The sequence below is a fragment of the Aliidiomarina sanyensis genome, from assembly GCF_003987175.1.
Lineage (GTDB): Bacteria > Pseudomonadota > Gammaproteobacteria > Enterobacterales > Alteromonadaceae > Aliidiomarina > Aliidiomarina sanyensis.
On the sequence record NZ_PIPM01000005.1, the window covers coordinates 1 to 25875 of the forward strand.

A 25875-nucleotide genomic window follows, 5' to 3' on the forward strand; every position below is an offset into this window, starting at 1 on the left:
TGAAGGCGTTGGAAGGCGACGAGCAGTGGGAGAAGAAGATTCTTGAGCTGGCGGAAGCGTTGGATACTTATATCCCAGAGCCAGAGCGTGACATCGACAAGCCGTTCCTGATGCCAATCGAAGACGTGTTCTCAATCTCAGGCCGTGGAACCGTAGTAACAGGCCGTGTAGAGCGCGGAATCGTAAACACGGGTGACGAAGTTGCGATCGTTGGTCTGAAAGAGACTGTGAAGACGACTGTAACGGGCGTAGAGATGTTCCGTAAGTTGCTAGACGAAGGTCGTGCGGGTGAGAACATTGGTGCGTTGTTGCGTGGAACGAAGCGTGAAGACGTGCAGCGTGGTCAGGTATTGGCGAAGCCAGGTTCAATCACGCCACACACTGATTTCGAAGCAGAAGTCTACGTACTGAGCAAAGAAGAAGGTGGCCGTCACACGCCATTCTTCAAAGGTTACCGTCCACAGTTCTACTTCCGTACAACGGACGTGACGGGTTCAGTCGAGTTGCCAGAAGGCGTCGAGATGGTCATGCCTGGTGACAACCTGAAGTTTGTTGTTCAGTTGATTGCGCCAATCGCGATGGACGAAGGTCTGCGCTTTGCAATCCGTGAAGGTGGCCGTACCGTAGGTGCGGGTGTTGTATCTAAAATCATCAAGTAATTAGATACCCCTTTGCAAGACACCAAAAGGCTCCTCCGGGAGCCTTTTTTGTTACCAACCACGGCGCGAACGCATCGTAGCCAACGCAATGCGTTGGGTTTCCAAGCACCGCTCCCAACGCATTGCGTTGGCTACGGTCATCACCCGGCGACGGCATTACTTTCAACCATCGCTCCCAACGCATTGCGTTGGCTACGGCCATCATCCGGCGACGGCATTGCTTCCAATCACCGCTCCCAACGCATTGCGTTGGCTACGATTATCACCCGGCGACGGCATCGCCTCCCACCCTCACACCCAACGCATTGCGTTGGCTACGGCCATCATCCGGCGACGGCATTGCTTCCAACGCGCAGGTAGCGGAGATCGGGGGTTTCGTGGTACAACAAGGCTTGACTTGAAATTATAACTATAACGATGCAATTCAAGACGCTAAAAATCCGCAAAGTTCACCGTTGGATGACCCTGCTTTTTGGTGCCCAATTGATTATTTGGAGCATTACCGGAGCTGTGATGGTTATTTTGCAGTTACCCTATATTCATGGTCATCATTTAAGCCAGCAAGCGGATCAACCGCTAAGCCAGATGGAGCTTCTCGAGCAAGTTCCGAAACTTCAAACACGATATCCCGAAGCCACTCAAGCTGCGTTGGTGCGCCGCTTTATTGATGGTGATTTCCGGTATGTATTTCGCGTACGAACGCAAGACACGCGGTTTCTGGTAAATGCTTTTGATCTTGAGATCGTCAGTTTGTCTGCCGATGACGTCCGTCATATCGCGGATTTGACCTATGCGGATTCTCCAGTTCCGAAGATACATGCAAAAGAACTGATTCTCGATGCGGCTGAGATGCCACAAGAAGTTAACCCTGCGCATGCCCCAGTATGGCGAGTTGAGTTTGCCGATGCGCGGAAAACCACATTCTATTTTGCAGCTGAGACGGGCGATTTGTTAACGCAGCGTCATCAAGCGTGGCGTGTATTTGATGTGATGTGGATGCTCCACATTATGGATTACACCGATCGTCATCGTATCAGCACACCCTGGTTATACGCCTTCACCGTGCTTACATTTTTCATTGCAATCACGGGTTTATGGCTGCTGTTACAGCGACATGTTCTGAAATTGTGGAGGCGTTCATGGCGCGCGTAAATCCACTCGACAGAGAAAAATACGAACAGGCAAAGCAACGTGCCAATAGAAAGAGTAGTGGTTGGTCGATGTCACGAATGATCCGCTTGCACCGGATTGCTGGGCTGATTCTTGTCGTTCAGTTGCTCATTTGGACGGTGACCGGATTCTATTTCTCATTTATGGGTCGAGAAGCGCTGAATGCACAACAAAATTATCATGCGGCGCCGGATCGTGTGTTGGCTATCCAAGGCCGGTACATTGTGCCCCTTAGGCAGCTTTCTCAATTAGGGGATGTATACGAAATCAATGTGAGGATGCGGGATGAACTCCCCCAATTTGCGGTGGTTTACGATTCAGCTCATCGCCCGCGGCATGAAGTAGGGCGCAGTCGCGGAGATGGCCTGCAGCAAGCGTGGTTTGATGCCGAGACAGGCCAGCGCTGGAATACTGGCGCCGTGCTGGCTCAGCGACTTGCTGTCGACTCTTACCTAGGCTCTGGCATGTTTAACAGGATAACGGATGTGCGCCGTTCACATGACCTTCCACGATGGCCTGGCCCCGGTTTTCGCATCGACTTTGCCGATCGATTGCAGACTCGTGTCTATATTGACCAGGTGAATGGTGATGTGGTGGCGCACCGCAATAAACACTCGGGTTTAACCGAGCTGATGTACAAGCTGCATTTTATGGATTACAGCGGCCAGCGAAATTTCAACAATGTTTTTATTATCGCCGCTGGGTTATTTAGTCTTTGGTTTGTCCTCACTGGAATTATCATGATTATCCGCATTGGGCGGCAGGGCGGGTTTGTTGCGCGTGCTGGTTTACAGTACAATGCTTCGCTGTTTAAGAGATTAAGAACACGCCTGTTCGGGGCGTCGCATAAGAATTAAAGGAGCGCTGCATGGCGTCTGCAAAGAATGAATATCGGAACCAGAACGACGCACGTCAGCGCGGTTGGTTTACTCGCTTTCTCGATACCGTTGAGTGGCTTGGCAACTTACTTCCTCACCCGGTATCTCTTTTCGCCATTTTCTGTTTGCTGGTCATTGTTGCCAGCGGCATTGCAGGATTCTTTGGTGTTAGTGTCGCGGATCCGCGCCCCGCAACTTACGGGCAAGACATTGTCGTAAATAGCTTAATGAGCGGCGAAGGTTTACGCTGGATCGTTTCGAATCTTGTCACGAACTTCACCAGCTTCCCACCGCTTGGGGTGGTCTTGGTTGCTATTTTGGGCGTCGGAATTGCCGAGCGTTCAGGCATGCTCGAAGCGATGATGCGTGGCATGGTGATGAATGCGTCGCCGCGCATGGTGACGGTGACGATCGTGTTTGCTGGGGTGGTATCAAATACGGCGTCCGAATTGGGTTATGTGGTCTTGGTTCCGCTAGCGGCTCTGATCTTCCATTCGTTAGGCCGTCATCCGCTCGCCGGCCTTGCGGCAGCCTTCGCTGGGGTGTCCGCAGGTTACAGTGCAAACCTCTTTATTGGGACGGTTGATCCCTTGCTGTCTGGATTCACCACCTCTGCGGCGCAACTAATTGACCCAACGTACGAAGTCGGACCGGAGATGAACTGGTACTTTATGTTCATCAGTACGTTCTTGATTGCGGTGCTTGGCTGGCTAGTGACCGAGAAGATTGTTGAGCCGAAACTTGGTAAATACAATCCGAACGACATGGATCCCGACTCCGACCTAGACCAAAACGTCAGTATGGAGGGTCTCAAGCCGGAAGAGCGCAAAGGTTTAATCGCTGCGGGCCTTACATTCCTAGCATTGATTGCCTTACTGGCGATTACAGTCGTGCCAGAATGGGGCGTGTTGCGTGATCCTGAAACAGGCGGTGTCGCGGGCTCTCCGTTCTTGCGCGGTATCGTGGTGTTTATCTTTATTACGTTCGCCATTCCAGGCTTTGTGTATGGCTACGTTGTCAGAACCATGCGCAATGACCGGGATGTGATCAATGCCATGGCTGCGAGTATGAGCTCCATGGGTCTGTACATGGTTTTAGTATTCTTCGCAGCGCAATTTGTCGCCTTCTTCGGCTGGACTAACTTTGGCACGGTGCTTGCGGTGAATGGTGCAAATATTCTGCAATCCATTAACCTGACGGGGCCGTTGGTCTTCGTCTTCTTTATTTTAATGTGTGCTTTCGTAAACCTAATGCTCGGCTCTGCCTCAGCGCAATGGGCAGTCACGGCTCCGATTTTTGTTCCGATGTTGATGATCATTGGGTATGCCCCAGAGCTCGTTCAGGCGGCTTATCGGATTGGTGATTCGGTCACGAATATCATTACTCCCATGATGAGCTATTTCGGCTTGATTTTAGCCGTTGCAGCACGGTACAAGAAAGATATTGGAATTGGGACGCTGATTTCGATTATGTTGCCTTACACTATGGTGTTCTTTATTGGCTGGGTTATCTTGTTCTATGTGTGGGTGTTTGCCCTCGGGATGCCTGTCGGACCGGGTGCAGCAACCTATTATTCATTCGAAGCCGCTCAGTAAGGGTGTAGCAAATGCGGAACGTGATTAAAGCCATCGGTCCTGTCAGCCTGAAGCCAAGCATTCTTTGCTGGATGCTTGGGGTAGCGGCTGTCCTGATCAGCTTAATCACGTTCCAAGCATTTTCAGAATCACGTTTTGAGCATGAAGCCGGTATGACTTCAGTTCAGAAGAAAGTGATGATTGCAGCGTATGAGTTCCCACCCTATTTCTCTTCTCGCATGAGTGAGCACTTACTCGGTGATGTGGTTTATGCACTGAATCACATGCAATCGGAGTATCATTTCAGTATTCGTGAAGTTCGGCCGCAAGAGCGGTATCAAGCGATCTCTAAATCGGGATGCTGTGACCTGATTCTATTTGAGTCTGAAGCTTGGGGATGGGACGCGCACTCCGGTTTTCAGGTCTCGCCGCCGATTTCACATGGGAGTGAGCGTCTTTATGCGATGGAAGCGTTTGACTGGCAGCCGCGCGCCGGTGATCGTGTGGCCGGCGTTGTCGGGTACCATTACGGGCTCAATTACGACGCGAATGGGAGCGATAATGGCAGTGGGGATTTACCTGCGGTCTACCGCGCAGATAGCCAAGCTACGGTTCTCACGCTCGTTCGAAACCATCGAGTCAAATATGGTCTTCTATCTGATGAATATGTCCGTTGGCTCTCGACGCATGATCCAGAACGAGTTGTCGGTCTCAAAGCGGCTCCCAATCCCGACAGCGTGTATGTGACAAATGTTATTGTGAGCGACGACAGCCCAATTTCGCTTGAGACCATCATGGGATTTTTATTGAAGCTTGCGACCACTGAGAATATGAAGCTCAAGCTCGAGGCATATGGAATTAATTTAGTCACGGCCGAGGAGGGGGGCGCATGCGTAGCCTACCAACACCTCATCCAACGGGACGACTGCCTCCCAAATCAGTAATCAAGGCACGGTACCCCAACGCAATGCGTTGGCTACGGTCATTATCCCACCGCAATGGGTTGGCTACGGTCGGTACCCCAACGCAATGCGTTGGCTACTAATCAGGTGTACACCGAAAGGCCGAGGCGTTCTGCGAATTGGGTGACCATTTCGACGGCTCGGGTGGGGTTGCCAAAGCGATTCAATGGCGGACTCCAGGCGGCGATCACGCCATAATCAGGAACGACCGCTACAATACCACCGCCCACGCCACTCTTTGCTGGCAAGCCGACGGTGAAGGCAAACTCCCCGGATTGGTCATACATACCACTAGTTGAGAGCAGAGCGTTAATGCGGTGCGCCGAGCGTGCGTCACAGATGACTTGTTCGGTACCTGGCTGCACGCCGCGGTTTGCCAAAAATCCAAGACTTTTCGCGAGATCGATACAACTCATTTCCACTGAGCATTGAAAAAAGTAGTGATCAAGGACTTCAGGGACCTCGGATTCGATATTGCCAAAACTTTTCATCAGGTAAGCGAGCGCGGCATTTCGGTTGCCGTGCTCCTTTTCCGACTCCCACACCCGATGGTTGGCGTGAATGTTCGGATTACCGGAAAGCTGTCTTACATACTGCACAAATGCCGTTTTGGAAGCGGAGTAATGGCTCACTAACACATCTGCAATGACAATCGCTCCGGCATTAATAAATGGGTTTCGTGGGATGCCATGTTCCCACTCAAGCTGCACGATCGAGTTAAACGCTTGCCCGGAGGGCTCCATTCGAACGCGCTCCCAAAGGACATCGTCCATACGCTGCATGGCGATAGCGAGCCCAAAAACTTTGGAAATACTTTGAATGGAGAATGGGGTATGAGCGTCCCCAGCGATATGCACCGTGCCATCAAGCTCGACCACCGCAATCCCAAGATGCTCCGGATCCACTTCCGCGAGTGCTGGGATGTAGTCGGCAACTTGCCCACCCGGGGCTTGCTGCCGAGCTTTTTCCACCAGCTCCTCGAGCAGTGAACCACAATTTTTGGGTTGCTTGGGGGTACCTTCCACGGTGATTCCTTATCCGTTCAGCAGCGGCTTCAAGAAGCGTGCGGTATGGGACACGGTGGACTCACAAACCTGCTCCGGCGTGCCCGATGCGATAATCTCACCGCCGCCACTACCGCCTTCGGGGCCTAAATCGACGATCCAGTCGGCGGTCTTAATGACGTCAAGGTTATGCTCAATAATGACAATGGTATTGCCATGGTCGCGCAGGCGATGGAGAACCGCAAGCAATTGTTGAATATCATGGAAGTGCAACCCGGTGGTTGGCTCATCCAGAATATACAAGGTCTTGCCGGTATCACGCTTTGATAGCTCCCGCGCCAATTTAACCCGTTGCGCTTCTCCGCCGGATAGGGTCGTGGCTGATTGCCCAAGGCGAATGTAGGAGAGGCCCACATCCATCAAGGTTTGTAATTTGCGAGCGATGGCAGGAATCGCATCAAAGAATTCACGGGCATCTTCTACCGTCATTTCGAGCACTTCATGGATCGTTTTCCCTTTGTAGAGAATCTCCAAGGTTTCTCGGTTGTAGCGCTTTCCTTTACAGATGTCACAGGGAACATAGACGTCGGGTAAGAAGTGCATCTCAACTTTGATTACCCCATCCCCTTGGCACGCTTCGCAACGCCCGCCTTTGACGTTAAAGCTAAAACGCCCTGGCTTATAACCACGCGAACGCGACTCCGGAACGCCGCTAAAGAGTTCACGAATGGGGGTAAAAATACCCGTGTAGGTTGCTGGGTTGGAACGGGGTGTTCGGCCAATTGGAGATTGATCGATGTCTACGACTTTATCAAGATGCTCGAGTCCATGAACGCTATCGTAAGGAGCAACCGTATCGGAGGTGGCGCCATTGAGTTCACGATGGGCCAGAGGATACAGAGTGTCGTTGATGAGGGTTGATTTCCCTGAACCCGAGACACCCGTAACGCAGGTCATTAACCCAATCGGCAGTTTCACATCCACGTTCTTGAGATTGTTGCCCCGCGCACCCTTGAGTTCGAGCCAATGCTTTCCGGGTTTATTGCGTTTCTTCGGGATCTCAATGGCTTTTCGTCCACTGAGGTAGTCACCGGTCAGTGATTTTTCATTGTCGATAATGTCTTGATAACTTCCTTTGGCGACGATTTCGCCGCCGTGCACGCCGGCGCCTGGCCCGATATCAATAATGTAGTCCGCAGCCCGGATGGCATCTTCATCATGCTCAACGACCAACACTGAATTGCCTAAATCGCGGAGGTGGCAGAGGGTCTTAAGTAGGCGCTCATTGTCGCGCTGGTGTAAACCAATGGAAGGTTCATCGAGAACGTACATCACGCCCACAAGCCCCGCACCAATCTGACTGGCCAAGCGGATCCGCTGCGCTTCGCCACCGGAGAGCGTCTCAGCACTGCGTGATAAATTCAGGTAATTTAAACCAACGTTCACAAGGAAGCGGAGCCGGTCATTAATTTCCTTTAGAATCTTTTCAGCAATTTGAGCTCGCTGGCCGCTGAGTTGAATATCGGTAAAGAATTGCAGTGCATCGCCAATTGCTAGTTCAGTGATCTGTGGCAATGTGGTGTCGTTTACAAAGACATTCCGAGCTTCTTCGCGCAGGCGAGTCCCACCACAGCTGCGGCAAGGCTTCATTGCCAAGTATTTGGCGAGTTCGTCTCGCACCGCATTCGAATCGGTCTCCCGGTAGCGCCGTTGCATATTTGGAATAATGCCTTCAAAAGGGTGCTTGCGAACCACGGTATCACCGCGATCGTTCATGTAGGTGAACTTGACCTCTTGACTGCCGGAACCTTGCAACACAAGTTCGCGGACTTCTTCAGGTAAGTCCTTGAACGGTGTGTTGAGGTCGAAATTGAATTGTTTGGCGAGCGAGCGGAGCATCTGATAGTAGTAGAAGTTACGTTTATCCCAGCCACGAATCGCACCACCGGTCAGGCTTAACTCGGGATTGCCTACCACTTTATCTGCGTCGAAAAATTGCTCGATCCCGAGCCCATCACAGGTTTGGCAAGCGCCTGCTGGATTGTTAAACGAGAACAGACGTGGTTCGAGTTCTTGCATGCTGTAGCCGCAGTGAGGGCAGGCAAAATTCGCCGAGAACAGCATGTCTGCGATGCCATCTTCCGCTTCCATTCCGACCACCATCGCCGAGCCACCCGAGAGCTCAAGCGCGGTTTCAAACGATTCAGCAAGACGCTGCTCAAGGCCTGGCTTGACCTTGATGCGGTCAACGACCACTTCGATATCATGCTTTTTATGGAGCTCAAGGCTGGGAGGGTCGCTTAAGTCGCATACGTTGCCGTCGACCCGCGCACGCAAGAAACCTTGGGTTGCAAGATTCTCAAGGGTCTTTTGGTGCTCACCTTTACGGCCACGCACCACGGGTGCAAGCAGCATTACTTTACTGCCTTCGGGTAGGGCCAACACTTGGTCGACCATTTGGCTGACGGTTTGTGCTGCCAAGGTCACTTTATGCTCGGGGCAACGCGGCTCACCGATACGCGCATACATTAGGCGTAAATAATCGTAAATTTCGGTGATGGTCCCGACCGTTGAGCGTGGATTGTGCGACGTCGATTTTTGCTCAATGGAGATCGCTGGCGACAGACCTTCGATGGAATCTACGTCTGGCTTTTCCATCAAACTCAAAAATTGCCGGGCATAGGCGGAGAGTGATTCCACGTAGCGGCGCTGGCCTTCAGCATAGAGCGTATCGAACGCCAAGGATGACTTCCCTGAACCCGAGAGGCCTGTGATGACCACGAGTTTGTCGCGCGGAATTTCAAGATGAATATTCTTTAGGTTGTGGGTGCGGGCACCCCGTACTTCAATTTTATCCATAATATCCTTTGCCAAGTGGCATGTGCCGAAAAGCGTTTGTGCGGCCGAACATTAATCCGCCATTATCGCACAAACCGTACCCACTCTTGAAGCCGCAAACCGCTTTGGGCTGACGAACTCATCGTGAATCTGATAAACTCGCGGCTGCTTAGAGAGACTCACCTGAATCAGTTAGAGATAGTCGTTGAAACCCATGAAGCAATCTGGATTAAATCGCACAGAAAAGAAGGCCGCATTTGCGCTCGCATCTGTGTTCGGTTTACGTATGCTCGGCCTGTTTTTGATCATGCCGGTCATTGCAATTTATGGCCAAGCATATCCGGATTACACGCCATTTCTGGTCGGTATCGCGATCGGTGCGTATGGTCTGACCCAAGCATTCTTGCAAATTCCCATGGGCTGGCTGTCGGATCGGATTGGCCGACGCCCTGTGATCTTCGCTGGTCTCTTTATTTTTGCGCTCGGTAGCGTAGTGGCTGCATTGGCCGACACCATGACCGGAGTAATTGTTGGTCGGGTCCTGCAAGGTGCCGGTGCAATTGCGGGTGCTGTGCTAGCGCTCGCCGCTGACTCCGCCCGTGATGACCAACGCCCCAAAGTGATGGCTGTGATTGGGATGGGAATCGGCTTGTCGTTTGTACTAGCGCTCATCATCGCCCCAATTTTGGGTGAACATGTTGGGATGTCGGGCTTGTTTTGGTTCACAGCTGTCTTAGCCCTTGGTGGCATGGTGTTGATGTGGAAAGTGATGCCAGCAACCCATCAAAAAGTGCCGAGTCGGGACGTGCTACCAGTCCCAAAAGAAATTGGGCGGTTGCTCCAGGATGGGCAGCTCGGGCGTCTTAACTTCGGTGTCTTTGTTCTACATCTGGTGCTCACCGCGTGGTTCGTGACCTTACCGTTGCAATTGGTCGATGCGGGTTTGGCAGCCCAACATCACAGTTGGATGTATCTACCGACCTTAATCCTCTCGTTTGTCGTGATGGTTCCGATGATGATTTTCTTGGTCCGTCGCAAGCAACAAGTGCTCGGTATGCGTCTCGCGATGGGTATGCTCATTATTTCTTTGTCGGTGATCGCCTTATTTACTGATCAGCTCTGGACAATTGTCCTCTCAGTGTGGATATTCTTTATTGGATTTAATTATCTGGAAGCAAGTTTTCCAGCGTTGCTGACGCAACATGCACCTGCAGGAAGTAAGGGCAGTGCGAGTGGACTCTTTACCACCTGTCAGTTTGCGGGCGCCTTTATTGGCGGTGTCGCTGGAGGCTATCTTTATCAGCAGGGTGGCGCATCAGCGGTTATGCTTTTCGCGATTGCCCTGTTAGTATTATGGGTCTTGCTGAGTCACGGTTTACGGCAGGTCGCGGCAACGACCCGGATGGCCTTACCCATCCCCGGCGTTCCTCAAGCGATGGCGTCAGCGCTTGCTTCAGATTTGATTGCGGCCCCCGGTGTGGAAGAGGCGATTGTGCTTCCCGATGAAGGGACGACCTATTTAAAAATTAAACGAGACGAATATGACGCGGCAGCAATTCAAGCACTGATTGCCCGCTATCAAAATAATCATTAGGAGAATGGAATGGCCAGTCGTGGAGTCAATAAAGTAATTCTTATCGGAAACCTGGGACAAGACCCGGAAGTCCGTTACACGCAAAATAGTGTGGCCATTGCCAACTTGAATCTCGCAACGAGCGAAACGTGGAAAGACAAGCAAACCGGTGAGCAAAAAGAGCTCACTGAATGGCACCGTGTGGTGTGCTATCGCCGGTTAGCAGAGATTGCGGGTGAATATTTGAAGAAAGGCTCAAAGGTTTACATTGAAGGTCGTCTGCAAACCCGGAAGTGGCAAGATCAGCAGGGGCAAGATCGCTACACCACAGAGATCGTAGCCAACGAAATGCAAATGCTCGACAGCCGAGGTGACTTTGGTGGCGGTCAGGGTGGTGGCCAGAGCAATTACAATCAAAATCAGAACCAAGGCGGTGGTTTTAACCAAAACCAAGGTGGGCAGAATCAAGGCCAAAGCGGACAGCAGAGCCAGCCTCAGCGCCAGGCACCACCACAGCCTGCACCCCTGGATAACGATTTTGATGATGACATTCCATTCTGATCGTCCATTCGTGAATACCACAAACCCCTGCTTGCAGGGGTTTGTTTTTTGCGGAACAAATGCAGAATTTCGACTACCCTTTAACCCATTCCCCGAATATTTCGTACATGCTTAAAGTAACGGACGCACCCAGTTCGGGTGGTTCATTTCGTCAAAAGGGAGTGACCATGCCAAACATCTCAGAAAAAGCCGCCAACCTTCTGCACCAAGCCTGCTTTGTACACGGCCGCTGGCAGTCGAGCGATTCAGGTGACATGTTGGATGTCACCAACCCAGCCACCGGGGAGCGAATTGGACGTGTTCCTGCGTTGACAGCACTGGAAACAGCCGAGGCGATCGATTCGGCGCATGAGGCCTTTACTAGCTGGCGTAAGGAATCCGCCAAAACCCGCGCCGATATCTTAAAAGCGTGGTATCGCTTGATCATGGAGCATGCCGAGCCACTTGCAGAATTAATGTGCGTCGAGATGGGCAAGCCAGTGACCGAAGCCAAGGGTGAAGTCGCCTATGCTGCCAGTTACATTGAATGGTATGCCGAAGAAGCACGACGGATGTATGGCGATACCATTCCAGGGCTTGATGCGAGTAATCGCGTGGTGGTCACCCGGGAGCCGGTGGGCGTGTGCGTGGCTATCACGCCATGGAACTTTCCAGCAGCCATGATTACCCGGAAGGTGGGGCCGGCATTGGCGGCTGGATGTACCATGGTTGTGCGCCCAGCTTCCGAGAGCCCGTTCACTGCGCTTGCACTCGCCGCACTTGGACAAGAAGCTGGACTTCCGGCTGGTGTTTTTAACGTCATTACCGGGTCTTCCAAAGTTATCGGGCCGGTTTTTACGGACAGTCCTCTCGTGAAAAAGCTTAGCTTTACTGGCTCAACAGCCGTTGGCTCTCATTTGATGGCGGCTTCTGCAAAAACCATTAAACGCGTCTCACTGGAACTTGGCGGCAACGCACCTTTTATAGTCTTCGACGATGCGGATATTGATGCAGCAGTGGATGGTGCGATTGCCAGCAAATTCAGAAATGCTGGGCAAACCTGTGTCTGCGCCAATCGGATTTATGTGCAAGCGGGAGTGCATGATGCGTTTGTAGAGAAATTTGTCGCGAAAGTAAAAGCCCTCAAGGTCGGTGACGGGCTTGAGCCGGATGTTCAGATTGGTCCTCTGATCAATCAGGGCGCAGTGGATAAAGTGACACGGCATATTAATGATGCAAAACAACAAGGCGGCGAGATTATGCTCGGCGGGAAGCCCCATGAGCGGGGCGGCCTTTGGTTTGAACCCACCGTCGTGGTGGACTGTACGCAGCACATGCTCTGTGCGCGGGAAGAAACCTTCGGCCCGCTCGCGCCAATTTTTAAATTTGAGAAAGAAGAAGAGGCAATTGCTTGGGCCAATGACACTGAATTTGGTCTTGCGGCCTATTTCTACGCGACCAATTTGTATCGGGTTCAGCGTGTCGCCGAGGCACTTGAGGCAGGGATGGTCGGTATTAATACGGGTATTCTTTCCAATGCCACAGCCCCCTTTGGCGGAGTCAAAAGCTCAGGGATTGGACGAGAAGGTTCGCACCAGGGCCTTGATGAGTACACGGAATGGAAGTATTTGAGCTACGGCGGTTTTTAACGACTTCCCGGAAATTGTTGCGCTGGATCATATGAACCCTGAATAGCGGTGGCAAAAGCGACGGCACATGCCTATGCTTTAGCCATTGCTTATATTTCAGTCTGGAATACAACAGGTGCGATCGACGACCGCTACTTTTTTTCTCTCCCTCTTCGGGCTGATCCTCCTGCTCACTTCCTGTGGGCAGAAGCGTGAGCCCATCAACATTGGCGGTAATACTTGGCTTGGTTACCAACCTTACTATCTCGCCAAAGAAGAGTTCGGCTGTAGCGCATGTCCAACCCATGACAGTTATGTGGGCGGTCAGGCGTTTCGAATCAACATGATGCCCGCCACAACAAGCACACTACGTCTATTTGGGACGGGCGAACTGGATGGTGCGCTTTTGACCCTTGATGAAGCGATTGGCTTCCAAAGCCGCACCCAAATCCCCATTTGTGTGGCGCAAATTCTCAGTTATTCCGACGGAGCCGATGCCATTCTTGCAATGCCAGACTTCGACCCTGATCGCCCGTTTGTAATCGGAAATGAACAATCGGCGCTTGGTGGTTTTAAGACCGCCCGTGGAATCGAAGCACTAAAATGGATTGATAAGCCATTTGAACAGCGAGTCGTTCACCCCGCATCGCACGTAGACGCATTACTCTCCGGTGAGGTGAATGTGGTCGTGACCTACGAACCTTACGTCAGCAAACTGGTGGAGCGCGGAGCGATGGTGCTGTTCTCAAGTCGCGATATGCCTGGAGAGATTCTCGATGTTCTTGTGGTGCGGCAAGATATTGCACGCCGGCACGAAGACAGTTTAATCTGGCTTGGCTCGTCATTCTGGTATCACGGCCTAAGCATGATGAAAGAACGCGAAGAAAGCTTGAAGTTTATCGCCGCGCGTACCGGTGCTGATCTGAGTGACTTGCAAACCGCGTTGTCAGGCATTCATTTTCCGTCATGGCGGGAGGCGCAAGCCTTCGCTGAGCAAGATTATGCTCGAATTCTCGGGGTGCTCAATCATTACCTTCTGAGTTATCAGCACCTTACAGTGCCGGGCAATATTCCTCTGTGTGAGAACATCATTTACGCAGACCCAGCACCAGCAATATCATTTTATGATTAACCTTATTGGAGTGAACATCGGCCCATTATGACCTCTCCATTTTCCCGTTTTTCATTTGCGAGCTTACGCTTTCAGTTTGTCCTGCTTGTCATGGTCCTCGGCACCTTTACCATCGCCCTCAGCACGTTTGCGATTGTGCAGGATCAGGTTCGCACAAGTCATGAACATAGCGAGCGCGAGCTGCGGACTATGTCAATTTTCGTCCAAGCCTCAGCGAATCGAGCCCTTCGTTACGCTTTGCCTGAGGCACTCGAGGAAATCATGGCTGAAACCGCGGCTCATCGACGAGTTCAGCGAGTCGTGATGTATCGGCGAGATGGTGCGATCGCGCATTCGGTCGGGGCTTACTTGCAGGATGACGCAAGCCTGACGGATAAAATGGCGGTTAAGCTCGAACAAACGCAGATATCGGAACGTATTTCGATTTCCTTTATGGAGGATCGCAATACCTATGTTGCGGCCATTCCGGTGCTGGCGCCTGGCGAACTGCTCGGCGTGCCAAACCGCTATGTGATGATGATTGAGTACCTTCATCCAATTACGGCAGCCGATGCGTTTGCCAATCGAATTGGACGGATTTTGGTGGCCGCCTGTGCACTGGTGGGGATCTATTTTCTATTATTTTGGTATTGGCGGACGTGGGTCAGCCAACCCAGTCAAGCATTGATACAGGCATTAAAAAAAGCGCGCGATGGGGAAGCATTTAAACTGGATAAAGAAATTAAAACGCAAGAGCTCCGTGTGATCGTCGATGCGGTCGCTGATATGGTCGCGCAACGAGATATTCACGAAGAAAAACTACGCAAGCTCACGGCGGCGGTTGAACAAAGTCATGAGGGGATCCTGATTACCAATCGGCAAGGAACGATTGAGTATGTTAATGACGCAGTGGTTAAGGCAACGGGTTACAGTGAAGATGAGCTGCTCGGGCAAAATCCACGAATGTTGGGCTCGGGGCAAACCCCGGCAAGTACTTTCGCATCGCTTTGGAAAGCTATTTTAAATGGTCAGTCATGGACGGGTGAATTCTACAACCGACGCAAAGATGGAAGTGAATACATCGAGTTACAAACCGTCACGCCGCTCAAAGATAAATCCGGCGAGGTAACCCATTTCTTGGGTATTAAGCAGGACATTACAGAGCAGAAATCAATTCAAGAGCGACTGCATTTTCTTGCGTACTTCGACACCCTGACCCACCTACCGAATCGGACGAGCGTGCTAGATATGTTGAGGAATGAATTGGAAGTGGCCAGCCGCAAACAGAGCTGGGGTGCGGTGGTGCTCATCAATATTGATCGCATGAAAGACATCAACGATGCCCGAGGCTTTCAATACGGCAACGATGTGTTGTTGGCGATGACGTCACGGCTGACGGAGCATCAAATGGAGCGTCATTTCCTGGGCCATTTGGGGGCAGATACTTTTTGCATTGTCATCTCTGCGCAATTCCGAGACAGCATGCAGATCCGAACCGTGCTCGACGAATACGCCAATAAATTGATGGCTTTATGTCAAGAACCATTCGATGTACGGGGCGAGCGAGTGCAGCTCACCGTCAGTATTGGTGCTGCTGTATTTGGGGAGCTGCAACGCAGTGCTGACGATGTGATTCAAAGTGCTGAAACGGCCCTGCATAACGCAAAGCGCAAAGGTGGCAATCAGCATCTGGTCTATCGTCCAGCCGATGGGCAAGAAATTGAACGTTTGTATCAAACAGAAGCAGATTTGCGGGTGGCAATTGAGCAAGGTCAGCTGATCCTCTATTTGCAGGCCCAGATGGATCAGGCCGGCGAGCTAGCCGGTGCAGAGGCGTTGGTACGCTGGCAACATCCTCAATCGGGAATGGTTTCACCGGCAGAGTTTATTCCGATTGCGGAGCGTAGTGATTTGATTGCGGATTTAGATCGTTGGGTGCTCCGTCGGTCCCTTGAGGTGCTAAAAAGGTGGCAGGATCGAGGTCAACGGTTGACCATGTCCGTTAATATTAGTCCACGGCATATTCAAAGTGCGCGGTTTGTGGAGAGTGTGACGGAAATTCTGAAAGAGACTGGGGCGGACCCGACACTTCTTGTCCTTGAGGTGACCGAAGGGCTTTTAGTTGAGGATGTGGAACAGAGCATTCAGAAAATGAAAGCGCTCAGTGAGCTCGGAATCCAATTTGCGATCGACGATCTTGGGACTGGCTATTCGTCCCTCAGTTATATCAGACAATTACCCGTGCATGAGTTGAAGATTGACCAAAGCTTTATTCGCGGGATCCCCCACACACAAAGCGACGTGACCATGGTAAAAACTATTGTCAGTTTCGCGCAAAACTTGAATTTACGGGTCGTGGCAGAAGGCGTCGAAACACGCTCACAGTCCAAATTCTGCGAGAAGCTGGGCATCTGGGGTCAGGGATATTTCTACGAAAAACCCATCGAATGGCATCTGTGGCAGCGCAAATGGGGCGTAGCGATGTAACCAACGCACCGTAGCCAACGCACCGCGTTGGGTCCCAGCGATGTAACCAACGCATCGCGTTGGGTCCCGGCGATGTAACCAACGCACTGCGTTGGGTCCCGGCGATGTAACCAACGCATCGCGTTGGGTCCCGGCGATGTAACCAACGCACCGCGTTGGGTCCCAGATTAATCAATAACTCGAACATGAACCCAACGCTGTGCGTTGGCTACATTAAATAAACCCGTATTTGCGAGCGATAACGTCGAAATGCTCTAAGGCGTGTTTTGCGTACGCGCGTTTTTCCACATAGTTGCCCGGGAAGAAGTTTTTCTTAAAGCCGTACGCCACCATATCTTTCAGACGCTTCAATGGCACCGGAAAGTTATCCAACGCGAGCTTGTACTCATCACTGACCGTGGTGTTCGAGACCAACCGGTTGTCGGTGCAAATAACGGTCGCGATTCGGTTCTCAAGCATGTACTTAAAGTTGTGCTCTTTGATGTCGGTAATCGCCGGATTGGTCTGCAGGTTACTGGTCAGACATACCTCAATCGCAATACGGCGATCGGCAATGTAAGAGGCCAGGCTCCGGCTGTAGGCCTCTTTGTCGGTGATCGACTCATCTTCAATCATCTCGGGTGAGAACAGCGAGTAGCCATGTCCCAATCGATCAGCGTAGCACTGAGTTAATGCCTCAAAGATGCTTTCAGCGCCATAGGCCTCACCCGCGTGGACCGTTTTAAGTAAGAAGTTCTGGTGAGCATACTCGTAGACTTCTTTGAATTTGTGAGCCGGGTAGCCATTCTCTTGGCCCGCGATATCGAGGCCAACAATTGGGAGACCCTCTTCATCGCGCATCCGAATGCTCGCGCGAATTAATTCCATCGCCGCTGACTTGATCACATCCATGGGCGCGTGATCGCGCAGCAGTTGGAAGAGCTGCGTGTAATAAGGAGAGAAGCCTTTTTTACCGAACATGCGCATCGCGCAGTTGATAATGCCATATTCAAATGGTGGCTTGAGGCCTGCACCGAAACCTACGTCTGCTCTGTTGTTGTACTCAGTTTTAGCTTTCTTTAAGCCGTTATTCACCGCATGCATGACTTCGTCGAAGCCAATTCCGCGTGCAGGGTCCATTAGAAGCTGCGGGGCAAAACGCACTTCAATGTAGTTCACGCCTTCTTCGAGGTTATCGACGGCCAACTCGTAGGCAGCTTGTTCCATATTCTCGAGATCCCGAAGAACCGAGCAGGTGTACTGGAACCCGTGTAGGTACTCACCCAAATTCTGATATTTGTCTTTGAATACGAGCTCTTTCAAACCCTCAACGGTGTAGGAAGGCAGTTCAATCTTGCTGCGCTTGGCCATTTCAATCAGACCAGCAGGGCGCAAACTTCCGTCGAGGTGCAGGTGTAAATCCGCTTTCGGAAGCTCACGGATAAAGTCGAGAGAATAAGTGGTTGGGGTCGATTGAGATGGACTCGCCATTGCTGTACTCCTGCAGGTTTAAATTAACCGCGCATTATATCGCAAAATTCCCGCACTTGCGCGGGTTTATCATGCTGCAATCGTTATAGTTCAGTAGTATTTGCTCGCGAAAAGCTGCACAATTTCTTCACATTGTGCGCATGCTTTCTGCGAACTTGTCCGGCACTATAAACACTCGATTTTATTGTGCGCCGAACAACGGGCCATGCGTTTAATAAATCACGAAAGACACTACGGATGGAATAAAAAGATGGCTTCGTTGTATTTCACATACTCGGCAATGAATGCGGGAAAAAGCACGTCGCTTTTACAGGTTGCGTATAACTATGAAGAGCGCGATCAGCAAGTCCTGCTGTTAACGCCAGCGCTCGATACCCGCATGGGCGAGGGCAAAATTCATTCACGGTTGGGTTTGACGCGGAGTGCTGAAACCTTCACTGAGAAAACCGATTTGTATCGACTCATCGCGGACAAGCTCGCACATCAGGTGGTGGATTGTGTGTTGTTAGATGAAGCGCAATTTTTGACTCCTGAACAAGTGTGGCAGCTGGCGCAAGCGGTTGATAGCCTCCACACGCCGGTGATGTGTTATGGGATTCGGACCGATGCGTTTGGCAATGCGTTTCCGGGCAGCGCGACCTTACTCGCAATCGCCGACAAACTGAACGAGATCAAGACCATCTGCTTTTGTGGACGCAAGGCCACCATGGTCTACCGCTCGGGTCCGGATGGCAAAGCGATCACCGGAGGCGAACAAATTTCTATTGGTGGCAATGACCGATATGTGTCGTGTTGCCGTAAACATTGGGTCGAAGCCCTCAAGCAAGCGGGCGTTGATCAACAAACATTTCCTCTCATTGAGAGTTAAGCAAGGAAAAAGAACCAATGGCAAAGCGCGGTAACAAGGCTTGGGTGTGGATCATCGTGGTACTGCTGATTGTTGTGGCAGGGGTGACGTGGTGGTTGTGGCCGAAAGATGACGGACAACCCCGATTCAACACATCAAAAGCGGAAGTGCGAAATTTAGAAGTCGTGGTCACCGCGACCGGTCGTCTTCAGCCATTGGATTTTGTTGATGTGGGTGCGCAGGTTTCCGGTCAGCTTGAGCGGATTCACGTGCAAATCGGGGATGAAGTCGAAGAAGGACAACTCCTGGCCGAGATCGATGCAACGGTTCTGGAAGCTCGTCTCGATGCGACCCGCGCTCAGCTTTTATTCCAAAAAGGGCAGCTGCGGGAGCGCGAAGCGAATCGCGACCTGGCGGAGATTAATTTAAATCGCCAGCAACGGCTGTTGGCTGATCGTGCCACGTCCGAAGAGCTTGTCCAAAGCGCCGAAGCGACAGCCCGGGCGGAGAACGCAAGAATTGACCAGGTTCAGGCCCAAATTGAACAAACACAATCGTCCTTGCGGGCCGAGGAAGCCAATTTAAATTACACGCGGATTTTTGCACCGATGTCAGGCACTGTGGTCAGTATGCCTGCACGTCGCGGCCAGACATTGAACGCGGCACAAACCACACCGACCATTATGACGATCGCGAACCTTTCGAAAATGCGCGTTGAGGCGCAAGTTTCTGAAGCGGATATTAGTCGCTTATCGAATGGCATGCCGGTGTATTTTACGACCTTGGGTAATCGTGGGCAGCGCTGGTACAGCGAGCTTGAGCTGATCGAACCCACACCACAAATTGAGAACAATGTGGTGTTGTATAATGCCCTATTTAATGTGCCAAACCCCGAAGGGCGCTTACTTCCGCAGATGACGACCCAGGTCTTCTTTGTGGTAGAGAGTGCTGATGATGTGTTGTCGGTACCCTTTGCTGCCGTGCGTCCGAGTGGCCGTGGGCAGGGGACTGTCGAGGTACTGCGGGCCAACGGCCAGACTGAAACGGTCACGGTACGGACCGGTATTACGGATCGGGTGTACATGGAGATTCGTGATGGTTTGCAGGTTGGTGACGAGGTTGTGATTCCGCGTCAGCAAGGTGGTGGACAAGGCGGCCCAGGTGGTCGCGGCATGCGGATGTTCTAAGATGACTGACTCGACGTACGACACCCTCTCCGATCCGGTTGTGCAATCCACCGCGCAGCGCAAGAAAGGTGTGGCCAAAGGCGAGCCCATGATTCGTATTCAAGGGCTGACCAAGAGCTACCAAACCGGTCCTATTACTACTCAAGTGTTGCATGGGATCGACCTTGAGATTGAGCAAGGTGATTTTGTCGCGATTGTCGGCAGTTCAGGCTCGGGTAAGTCGACGCTGATGAATATTCTCGGTTGCTTGGATAAGCCGAGCACTGGCGACTATTGGTTCAAGGGCCAAAAAGTCGCTGATATGGACCCAGATGAGCTCGCCCAGTTACGTCGCGGCGCATTTGGATTCGTGTTCCAACAATACAATTTGCTTGGCGGCGCGAATGCGGTTGCCAATGCCGAGCTTCCCGCAACCTATACTGCGATTAATGCAGATGAGCGGCGCGCACGCGCGGAGGCTTTGCTGACCCGCTTGGGGCTTGCCGAGCGCATGCACCATAAACCCACCGAGCTATCGGGTGGTCAGCAACAGCGGGTGTCGATTGCACGCGCGCTGATGAATGGTGGAGAAATCATTCTTGCGGATGAGCCAACGGGCGCGCTGGATAGCCAGAGCGGCCAAGAGGTGTTGGCGCTGTTGAAGGATCTTTCACAGCAAGGCCATACCGTGATCGTCATTACCCATGACCATGAAGTTGCGGCGCATGCCGACCGAGTCATTGAACTCAAAGATGGGCATATTACCAGCGATAAGCGCTATCGGGACCGCAGTCCTGATGCAGAGAGCACGCCACCTGCGGGACCGGGTGTAAGCCAACCGAACTCCGTGTTGGATTTGGCGCGCGCTTTCCTTACCGCGTTTTCTGCGCTGCGCCAGAATATCTTTCGCACTGCACTGACTTTGTTAGGTATCGTGATTGGGGTGGCCGCTGTGATTTCTATGCTCGCGATCGGGCAAGGAGCGCGGCAGGATGTGGTCGATCGGATCAGTGCGATGGGCTCCAATTTGTTGAGCGTGTTTCCTGGGGCACCGAATCAGCGCGGACGCTGGGGTGTTGCGACACTCATGCCCGAGGATGCGGACGCAATTAATGAAATTCCTGAAGTCCTCGCTGCGGTTCCAGAGCTAACCGGCAACCGAACGTTGCGTCGGGAAGGCTTCGATAAAGAAGCCCAGGTCAATGCAACCTATGCCAGTTTCCCGATTGCTCGGCAGTGGGACGTGGCGCAGGGTAGCTTCTTTACGCAAGAGGATGAAGAGCTCTATGCGACCGTCGCGGTCATCGGTCAGACGGTGGCAAGACAGCTCTTCCCGGATCGCGATCCCCTTGGGGAAGTGATGCTGATCAACAATGTCCTGTTCCGCGTGATCGGGGTCATGAGTGAGCGGGGTGCATCTCCTTGGGGGCAAGACCAAGATGATGTGGTTTTCGTGCCATTCAGCACCGGCTCACTGCGATTGTTTGGTCAGCGCTGGGTGCGCAACATTACGGTTGCGGCCGTGAGTAGCGATCCGCAAGTCATGCAAACGGCGAATGATAAAGTCCATTCACTGTTGCTTGAACGCCACGGCGTTGAGGATTTTACCATCCGAAATATGGCGTCCATCATTGAAACAGCCACTGAAACTCAGAACACCATGACGCTCTTGCTAGGAATCATTGCGGTGATCTCCCTGGTGGTGGGTGGTATTGGGGTAATGAATATTATGCTGGTCAGCGTGACCGAGCGAACCCGAGAAATCGGAATTCGGATGGCGGTTGGCGCCAAGCGAGCTCAGATCCGTCTGCAGTTCTTGATTGAGGCGGTTACGGTCGCGCTGCTCGGCGGTGTGATTGGGGTGGCACTTGGTCTTGGGATTACCTGGGTGATTGCCAGCTTTGGAACCTCGGTTGTATTTGCGACCACGCCGGTGTTGTTGGCCTTTGGCTGTTCATTCCTCACCGGACTAATTTTTGGTTATGTCCCAGCACGTAAAGCTGCCCAGCTTGATCCAGTGCAAGCGCTTGCTTCCGAATAATATTTTGGCTGTGAGAATCTGAGCCGCGCGGTGGTATTACAACCACCGCGCGCGTTATACTGTGGAATCAAGTTCTTAGCGATTTCACGGCAGGTATTCTCATGAGCGCGCCCACCTTCTCCTCGATATCTTCAATGCAAAGCAAGCCAAGCCTGGCGGATCTTCCAGAGCAAATTACGATCACCCGTCCGGACGATTGGCACGTCCATTTACGCGATGAAGAAGTACTGGGGATGACGGTTCCAGCCACGGCTCGCGTATTCCACCGAACCGTGGTAATGCCGAACTTGGTACCTCCCGTCACGGATGCGGCGCTGGCTGGCGCGTATCGCCAGCGAATCATGGCAGAGCTTCCTGAGGGGATGCGCTTTGACCCAAAAATGGCGCTCTATTTGACCCAAAGCACGACTGAAACCGATGTCAAAGAAGCGGCTGCAGATCCCACCATTATTGGGTACAAACTTTATCCAGCAGGCGCGACCACCAATTCAGCGAGCGGCGTGACGGATATCGATGCGATGGGCCCAGTCTTTGAAGCGATGGAGCTCAATGGCGTACCTTTGTTAGTGCATGGAGAAGTGACGACTTCGGATATCGATATTTTCGACCGAGAGAAGGCGTTTATTGACCGCTACCTTGAACCGATCACCCGCAAATTTCCTGGTTTGAAAGTGGTGTTTGAGCACATTACGACCGCCGATGCGGTCGATTTTGTGCTGGGCGCTCATGCCAACGTGGGAGCAACCATTACGCCGCAACATCTCTTGATGAACCGCAATGACCTGCTGGTGGGCGGGGTCCATGTGCACAACTATTGTTTACCGGTCCTGAAGCGCCGCACTCACCAAGAAGCCTTGCAACGCGCGGCGATTAGCGGCAATCCAAAATTCTTCCTGGGCACCGACTCAGCACCGCATGTGCAAGCGAAGAAAGAAACTGCCTGTGGTTGTGCCGGCTGCTTTTCAGCGTTCAGTGCCATTGAGCTCTATGCAGAAGCGTTCGCTCACTTGGGGGCTTTAGACAAGCTTGAGGGATTCGCGAGCTTTTTCGGTGCCGATTTTTATAATCTACCGCGCAACACAGAGACCTTGGTTCTTGAGAAAAAGTCATGGCATGCGCCGGAGCGAATCGAGCACAAAGGGGGTGTTTGGGTGCCTTATTGGGCCGGTCGAAGCCTGATGTACCAAGTAAAAAAATAGCCTTTCACAACCACGAAACCCTTTAATTTTATTGGTGTTGTGGACATTTGCTTGGGCTGTGTAATACTGGACTTATGTTAATAAAACGAAAAGAAAATTGCCTAATCCGAATATGCTTTTTGACATAGGTAAAAAAAATTACGTTTTAAAATAAAAAGGTTAAACTATAAACAATATTAACATTCAGGGAGGATGTTGCCGGTGATAGCTCAAGCTCGTTCCACAGCTAGCATTGAGAAACGGCATCAGCCCGCTGAGCCGAAGGTAGGTCCCGATGTCGTTTCTTAACAAGTTCAAAATGTTGACCAGCGCCAAGTATATGTATGCGCTCGGCGTCGGCGACTCGGTTGTCACACTCGCCGCACTTCAAGCGTGTCCACGTGAAGAATCTCAAGATTTATACCATGCGGGGAGCTATTGGCGGTTGGTCGAGAACGACTCCATGGTCGTTCAATCCGCCGATTATGCGGAAGCCATCACCGAAATCCTGCTCAAAAATAAACACCTTAAATTTAAGAAAGCTCCGATTCAGGTGGTCTTGAGTTCGGAGCTGGTCGAACAGGTCACCATTGACCGCCCCGAGCTTCCACCGTCTGACATCGCGCCTTCATTGCAGTGGTCACTGCGTGAGTTGGTTAGCATTCCAGCAACGGATATGTTGGTCGATTATTTTGATCCACCGGTGCAGGCCACTCCCAATAAACAAATTCATGTCGTTGCGGCAAGCCGGCAAGCTGTAATGCCGATGGTTTCGGCGCTCCATGAGTTTGGTTTAAAGATTACCGGCATCATCCATGCGGATTTAATTTTTGGTCACTGGCCCGCACAAGGTCGCCGGGTGATGCTGATTAGCCAGATGCCGCAAGAACGCGCGCAGCTCAATATTGTGGCAAATGGACGCTCCTTTGTAACGCGTCGCCTGCGTCACAGCTATGACATGAACACCATAGATCCAGGTGATACGGAGATGATGGAAAACTTGGCGCTCGAGCTGCAGCGTTCATTGGATTTCTACTCGGGCCCCATGCGTCAAGTACAAGTCAGTGAGATTGAGCTATTGGTTGATAACGAACGGGCCCAAGATCTCTGCCAAGCGATTTCGGTGCAACTTGGGATCCCGGTGAAGCTATCTCCTTATCCCGAATGGGCGCGAAACTTTCAAAAAGAAGATTATTCTGACTTGCTTGCCATTGGTGGTTTGCAATGGGTATTGGCCAATGATGCGCTGCAAGACCGTGCTGAATTGAAAGCCACTGCGCGGGAGGCAAACGCATGAAGCATTCAATAAACCTCTATCGCGCGGACCTCGTCCCGAAACGCCCACTCCTTGACTTGCAGCGCGTTTTAACTGTGGTGTTAGTGCTGTGGGTGATTGGTGTGGGCTGGCGAGTCGTACTCGAAATCCAGACCATGCGGCTAGAAAGTCAGTTACAAGCAGCACAAACCGAGCAACGTCAGAAGCAGCAGCTCCTGAGTCAGTTGTCTGCGCAAGTGGCGCAATTGCAGATCGACCCGCAGCTTGAACGTCGGGTACGTCAGCTGCAAGCGGAAGTGCAAAATAAACGCAGTGTCTTGTTTGAATTCACCGAACTCGGTTCAGTCCAGAGCTTTGATTATGCAGCTATTATGACGGAGCTTGCCCGAGTACATGAAGAAGGGTTGTGGGTTACTCGAATTGAAGAAAACCGCGGAGTGTTGAACTTGCATGGCCATGCGGTCGACCCGGCCCTGATTCCTCGCTGGATGCAAAAATTTCAAGAGACTGAACAGTTGAGTCATTTGATGATGAGATTGCATTTGAGACCGGAGATACAGAAGTTTTCTTGCCTGTGACGGTAAATCGGGTAGGAACGTCATTTGATGAGGAAGTAGAGTTTGCAGTCCAGCTTTCTCGCCCAGTAAATCTTCAACTACCGAGCACTCGTCAATTCAATGTATCTATCCTACCGGCTCGTGAAGATGAAATAGTATTACCTCAATTACAGCTTCCTTCGGTAATAGCAGTACCGGAACCATCGGAAGAGCGAGGTGAAGTGGAGTATGAGTTCTGGTTCCCGCTGTCTCAGCCAGCACCAGTGGACGGATCCGTTATCGTTCGTACATTTGATGGTAGTGCAATTCGGGATGTGAATTTTGAGCAAATTGAAAGCGAGCGAATTGGATTCGCAGCGGGTGATGATCACATTCGAGTTCCACTCACGATTCTCTACGAAGGGCGATTGTTAACTCCCAAAGAGCTACAGATTCAGTTTGCGTCTGCTGAAGAGATCATTCTTCCCGCGAATAGATCCGTAACCATATCGATTGATCCGGATGCTATTGGTTTACCCGAAGTACAAATTGAAAATGAGTATGAATTGGTTCGTCCTCCTCTTGGAGAAGAGACAACTATTACCGTGGTTCTTCCCTTCACGACCGCTGCGATAATGCCAGGCCGTATTGATTTAGTTGTGAATCAGGGTGGCGCACTCATTCCTAGAGACTTCAATAATGTTCCACTGACGGTTGAGTTTGACCGAGGAGATCGAGAGGCTGTCTTTGAATTTACTCTGAATGGTGTAGATACAGACGCCGAGCGCACGTTCTCAATTGTACTCTCTAGCGCCACAAACGCACTGCTTCCTCAAAGCGCCTCAGAGAGGACAATCGTCTTCACAATCGTATCTGAGGATTAGTGACAAGAAGAAATAACAAAGGGGCCAAGTGGCCCCTTTCGCATACGTCAAAT

At 51.7% G+C, this 25875-nt stretch carries 20 protein-coding genes; 17 read left to right on the forward strand and 3 right to left on the reverse strand.

Translation table 11 applies throughout. The features are described 5' to 3' along the window. The 5 genes from CWE11_RS06080 to CWE11_RS06100 all read left to right on the forward strand — a co-directional run. A partial coding sequence (locus CWE11_RS06080; RefSeq protein WP_241971744.1) for an EF-Tu C-terminal domain-related protein occupies positions 1-659 on the forward strand: 659 nt, incomplete at its 5' end. A 417-nt stretch (positions 660-1076) separates the two neighbouring features. After that, positions 1077-1811 (forward strand): PepSY domain-containing protein, encoded by a 735-nt coding sequence (locus CWE11_RS06085; protein WP_126776724.1) that lies wholly within the window; start codon positions 1077-1079, stop codon positions 1809-1811. A gap of 68 nt (positions 1812-1879) precedes the next feature. Continuing rightward, positions 1880-2686, forward strand: coding sequence for a PepSY domain-containing protein (locus tag CWE11_RS06090; protein ID WP_157981306.1), 807 nt, complete (start codon positions 1880-1882; stop codon positions 2684-2686). A gap of 11 nt (positions 2687-2697) precedes the next feature. Then, complete coding sequence (locus tag CWE11_RS06095) at positions 2698-4302, forward strand: AbgT family transporter (RefSeq protein WP_126776726.1); 1605 nt, start codon at positions 2698-2700, stop codon at positions 4300-4302. A gap of 11 nt (positions 4303-4313) precedes the next feature. Next, on the forward strand, positions 4314-5225 hold the full coding sequence (locus CWE11_RS06100) for a hypothetical protein (RefSeq protein ID WP_126776727.1): 912 nt from the start codon (positions 4314-4316) through the stop codon (positions 5223-5225). A 101-nt stretch (positions 5226-5326) separates the two neighbouring features. Here the strand turns inward: CWE11_RS06100 and CWE11_RS06105 are convergent, their stop codons facing one another. Together CWE11_RS06105 and uvrA are read right to left on the reverse strand one after the other, a co-directional pair. Further along, positions 5327-6268 carry a glutaminase gene (locus tag CWE11_RS06105; RefSeq protein ID WP_126776728.1) on the reverse strand — a complete coding sequence of 314 codons (942 nt, stop codon included), beginning with the start codon at positions 6266-6268 and terminating at the stop codon, positions 5327-5329. 9 nt (positions 6269-6277) lie between these two features. Then, positions 6278-9106, reverse strand: coding sequence for an excinuclease ABC subunit UvrA (uvrA, locus tag CWE11_RS06110; RefSeq protein WP_126776729.1), 2829 nt, complete (start codon positions 9104-9106; stop codon positions 6278-6280). A 193-nt stretch (positions 9107-9299) separates the two neighbouring features. On the opposite strand from uvrA, the gene CWE11_RS06115 reads away from it, so the two are divergent. The 5 genes from CWE11_RS06115 (at position 9300) to CWE11_RS06135 (ending at position 16424) form a co-directional block, all read left to right on the forward strand. Continuing rightward, the gene (locus CWE11_RS06115) at positions 9300-10679 is read left to right on the forward strand and encodes an MFS transporter (RefSeq protein ID WP_126776730.1); all 1380 of its coding nucleotides are present in this window, start codon (positions 9300-9302) and stop codon (positions 10677-10679) included. Positions 10680-10688: 9 nt separating this feature from the next. Then, positions 10689-11219 (forward strand): single-stranded DNA-binding protein, encoded by a 531-nt coding sequence (gene ssb / locus CWE11_RS06120; RefSeq protein ID WP_126776731.1) that lies wholly within the window; start codon positions 10689-10691, stop codon positions 11217-11219. A gap of 167 nt (positions 11220-11386) precedes the next feature. Beyond that, positions 11387-12847 (forward strand): NAD-dependent succinate-semialdehyde dehydrogenase, encoded by a 1461-nt coding sequence (locus tag CWE11_RS06125; RefSeq protein WP_126776732.1) that lies wholly within the window; start codon positions 11387-11389, stop codon positions 12845-12847. 115 nt (positions 12848-12962) lie between these two features. Next, positions 12963-13958 (forward strand): type 2 periplasmic-binding domain-containing protein, encoded by a 996-nt coding sequence (locus CWE11_RS06130; protein WP_126776733.1) that lies wholly within the window; start codon positions 12963-12965, stop codon positions 13956-13958. Between the two features lie 27 nt (positions 13959-13985). Further along, positions 13986-16424, forward strand: coding sequence for a putative bifunctional diguanylate cyclase/phosphodiesterase (locus tag CWE11_RS06135; RefSeq protein ID WP_126776734.1), 2439 nt, complete (start codon positions 13986-13988; stop codon positions 16422-16424). Between the two features lie 213 nt (positions 16425-16637). On the opposite strand, the gene CWE11_RS06140 is transcribed toward CWE11_RS06135, so the two are convergent. After that, positions 16638-17894 carry an adenosine deaminase family protein gene (locus tag CWE11_RS06140; protein ID WP_126776735.1) on the reverse strand — a complete coding sequence of 419 codons (1257 nt, stop codon included), beginning with the start codon at positions 17892-17894 and terminating at the stop codon, positions 16638-16640. Positions 17895-18144: 250 nt separating this feature from the next. Between CWE11_RS06140 and CWE11_RS06145 the strand changes: the two genes are divergently transcribed. The 7 genes from CWE11_RS06145 (at position 18145) to CWE11_RS06175 (ending at position 25822) form a co-directional block, all read left to right on the forward strand. Next, the gene (locus CWE11_RS06145; protein ID WP_126776736.1) at positions 18145-18762 is read left to right on the forward strand and encodes a thymidine kinase; all 618 of its coding nucleotides are present in this window, start codon (positions 18145-18147) and stop codon (positions 18760-18762) included. Positions 18763-18779: 17 nt separating this feature from the next. Further along, positions 18780-19928 (forward strand): efflux RND transporter periplasmic adaptor subunit, encoded by a 1149-nt coding sequence (locus tag CWE11_RS06150; protein WP_126776737.1) that lies wholly within the window; start codon positions 18780-18782, stop codon positions 19926-19928. Between the two features lies 1 nt (position 19929). Next, complete coding sequence (locus tag CWE11_RS06155; protein ID WP_126776738.1) at positions 19930-21948, forward strand: MacB family efflux pump subunit; 2019 nt, start codon at positions 19930-19932, stop codon at positions 21946-21948. A 134-nt stretch (positions 21949-22082) separates the two neighbouring features. Further along, on the forward strand, positions 22083-23147 hold the full coding sequence (gene pyrC / locus CWE11_RS06160; RefSeq protein ID WP_126776869.1) for a dihydroorotase: 1065 nt from the start codon (positions 22083-22085) through the stop codon (positions 23145-23147). A gap of 274 nt (positions 23148-23421) precedes the next feature. Beyond that, entirely contained in the window at positions 23422-24423 is a 1002-nt protein-coding gene (locus CWE11_RS06165; RefSeq protein WP_126776739.1) for a type IV pilus biogenesis protein PilM, read from the forward strand. Continuing rightward, positions 24420-24980: a PilN domain-containing protein gene (locus CWE11_RS06170; protein WP_126776740.1), complete on the forward strand. Its 561-nt coding sequence runs from the start codon at positions 24420-24422 to the stop codon at positions 24978-24980. The genes CWE11_RS06165 and CWE11_RS06170 overlap by 4 nt, the downstream gene beginning before the upstream one ends. Continuing rightward, on the forward strand, positions 24977-25822 hold the full coding sequence (locus CWE11_RS06175) for a hypothetical protein (protein ID WP_126776741.1): 846 nt from the start codon (positions 24977-24979) through the stop codon (positions 25820-25822). Before CWE11_RS06170 ends, CWE11_RS06175 begins: the two co-directional genes overlap by 4 nt. Positions 25823-25875 lie beyond the last annotated feature (53 nt).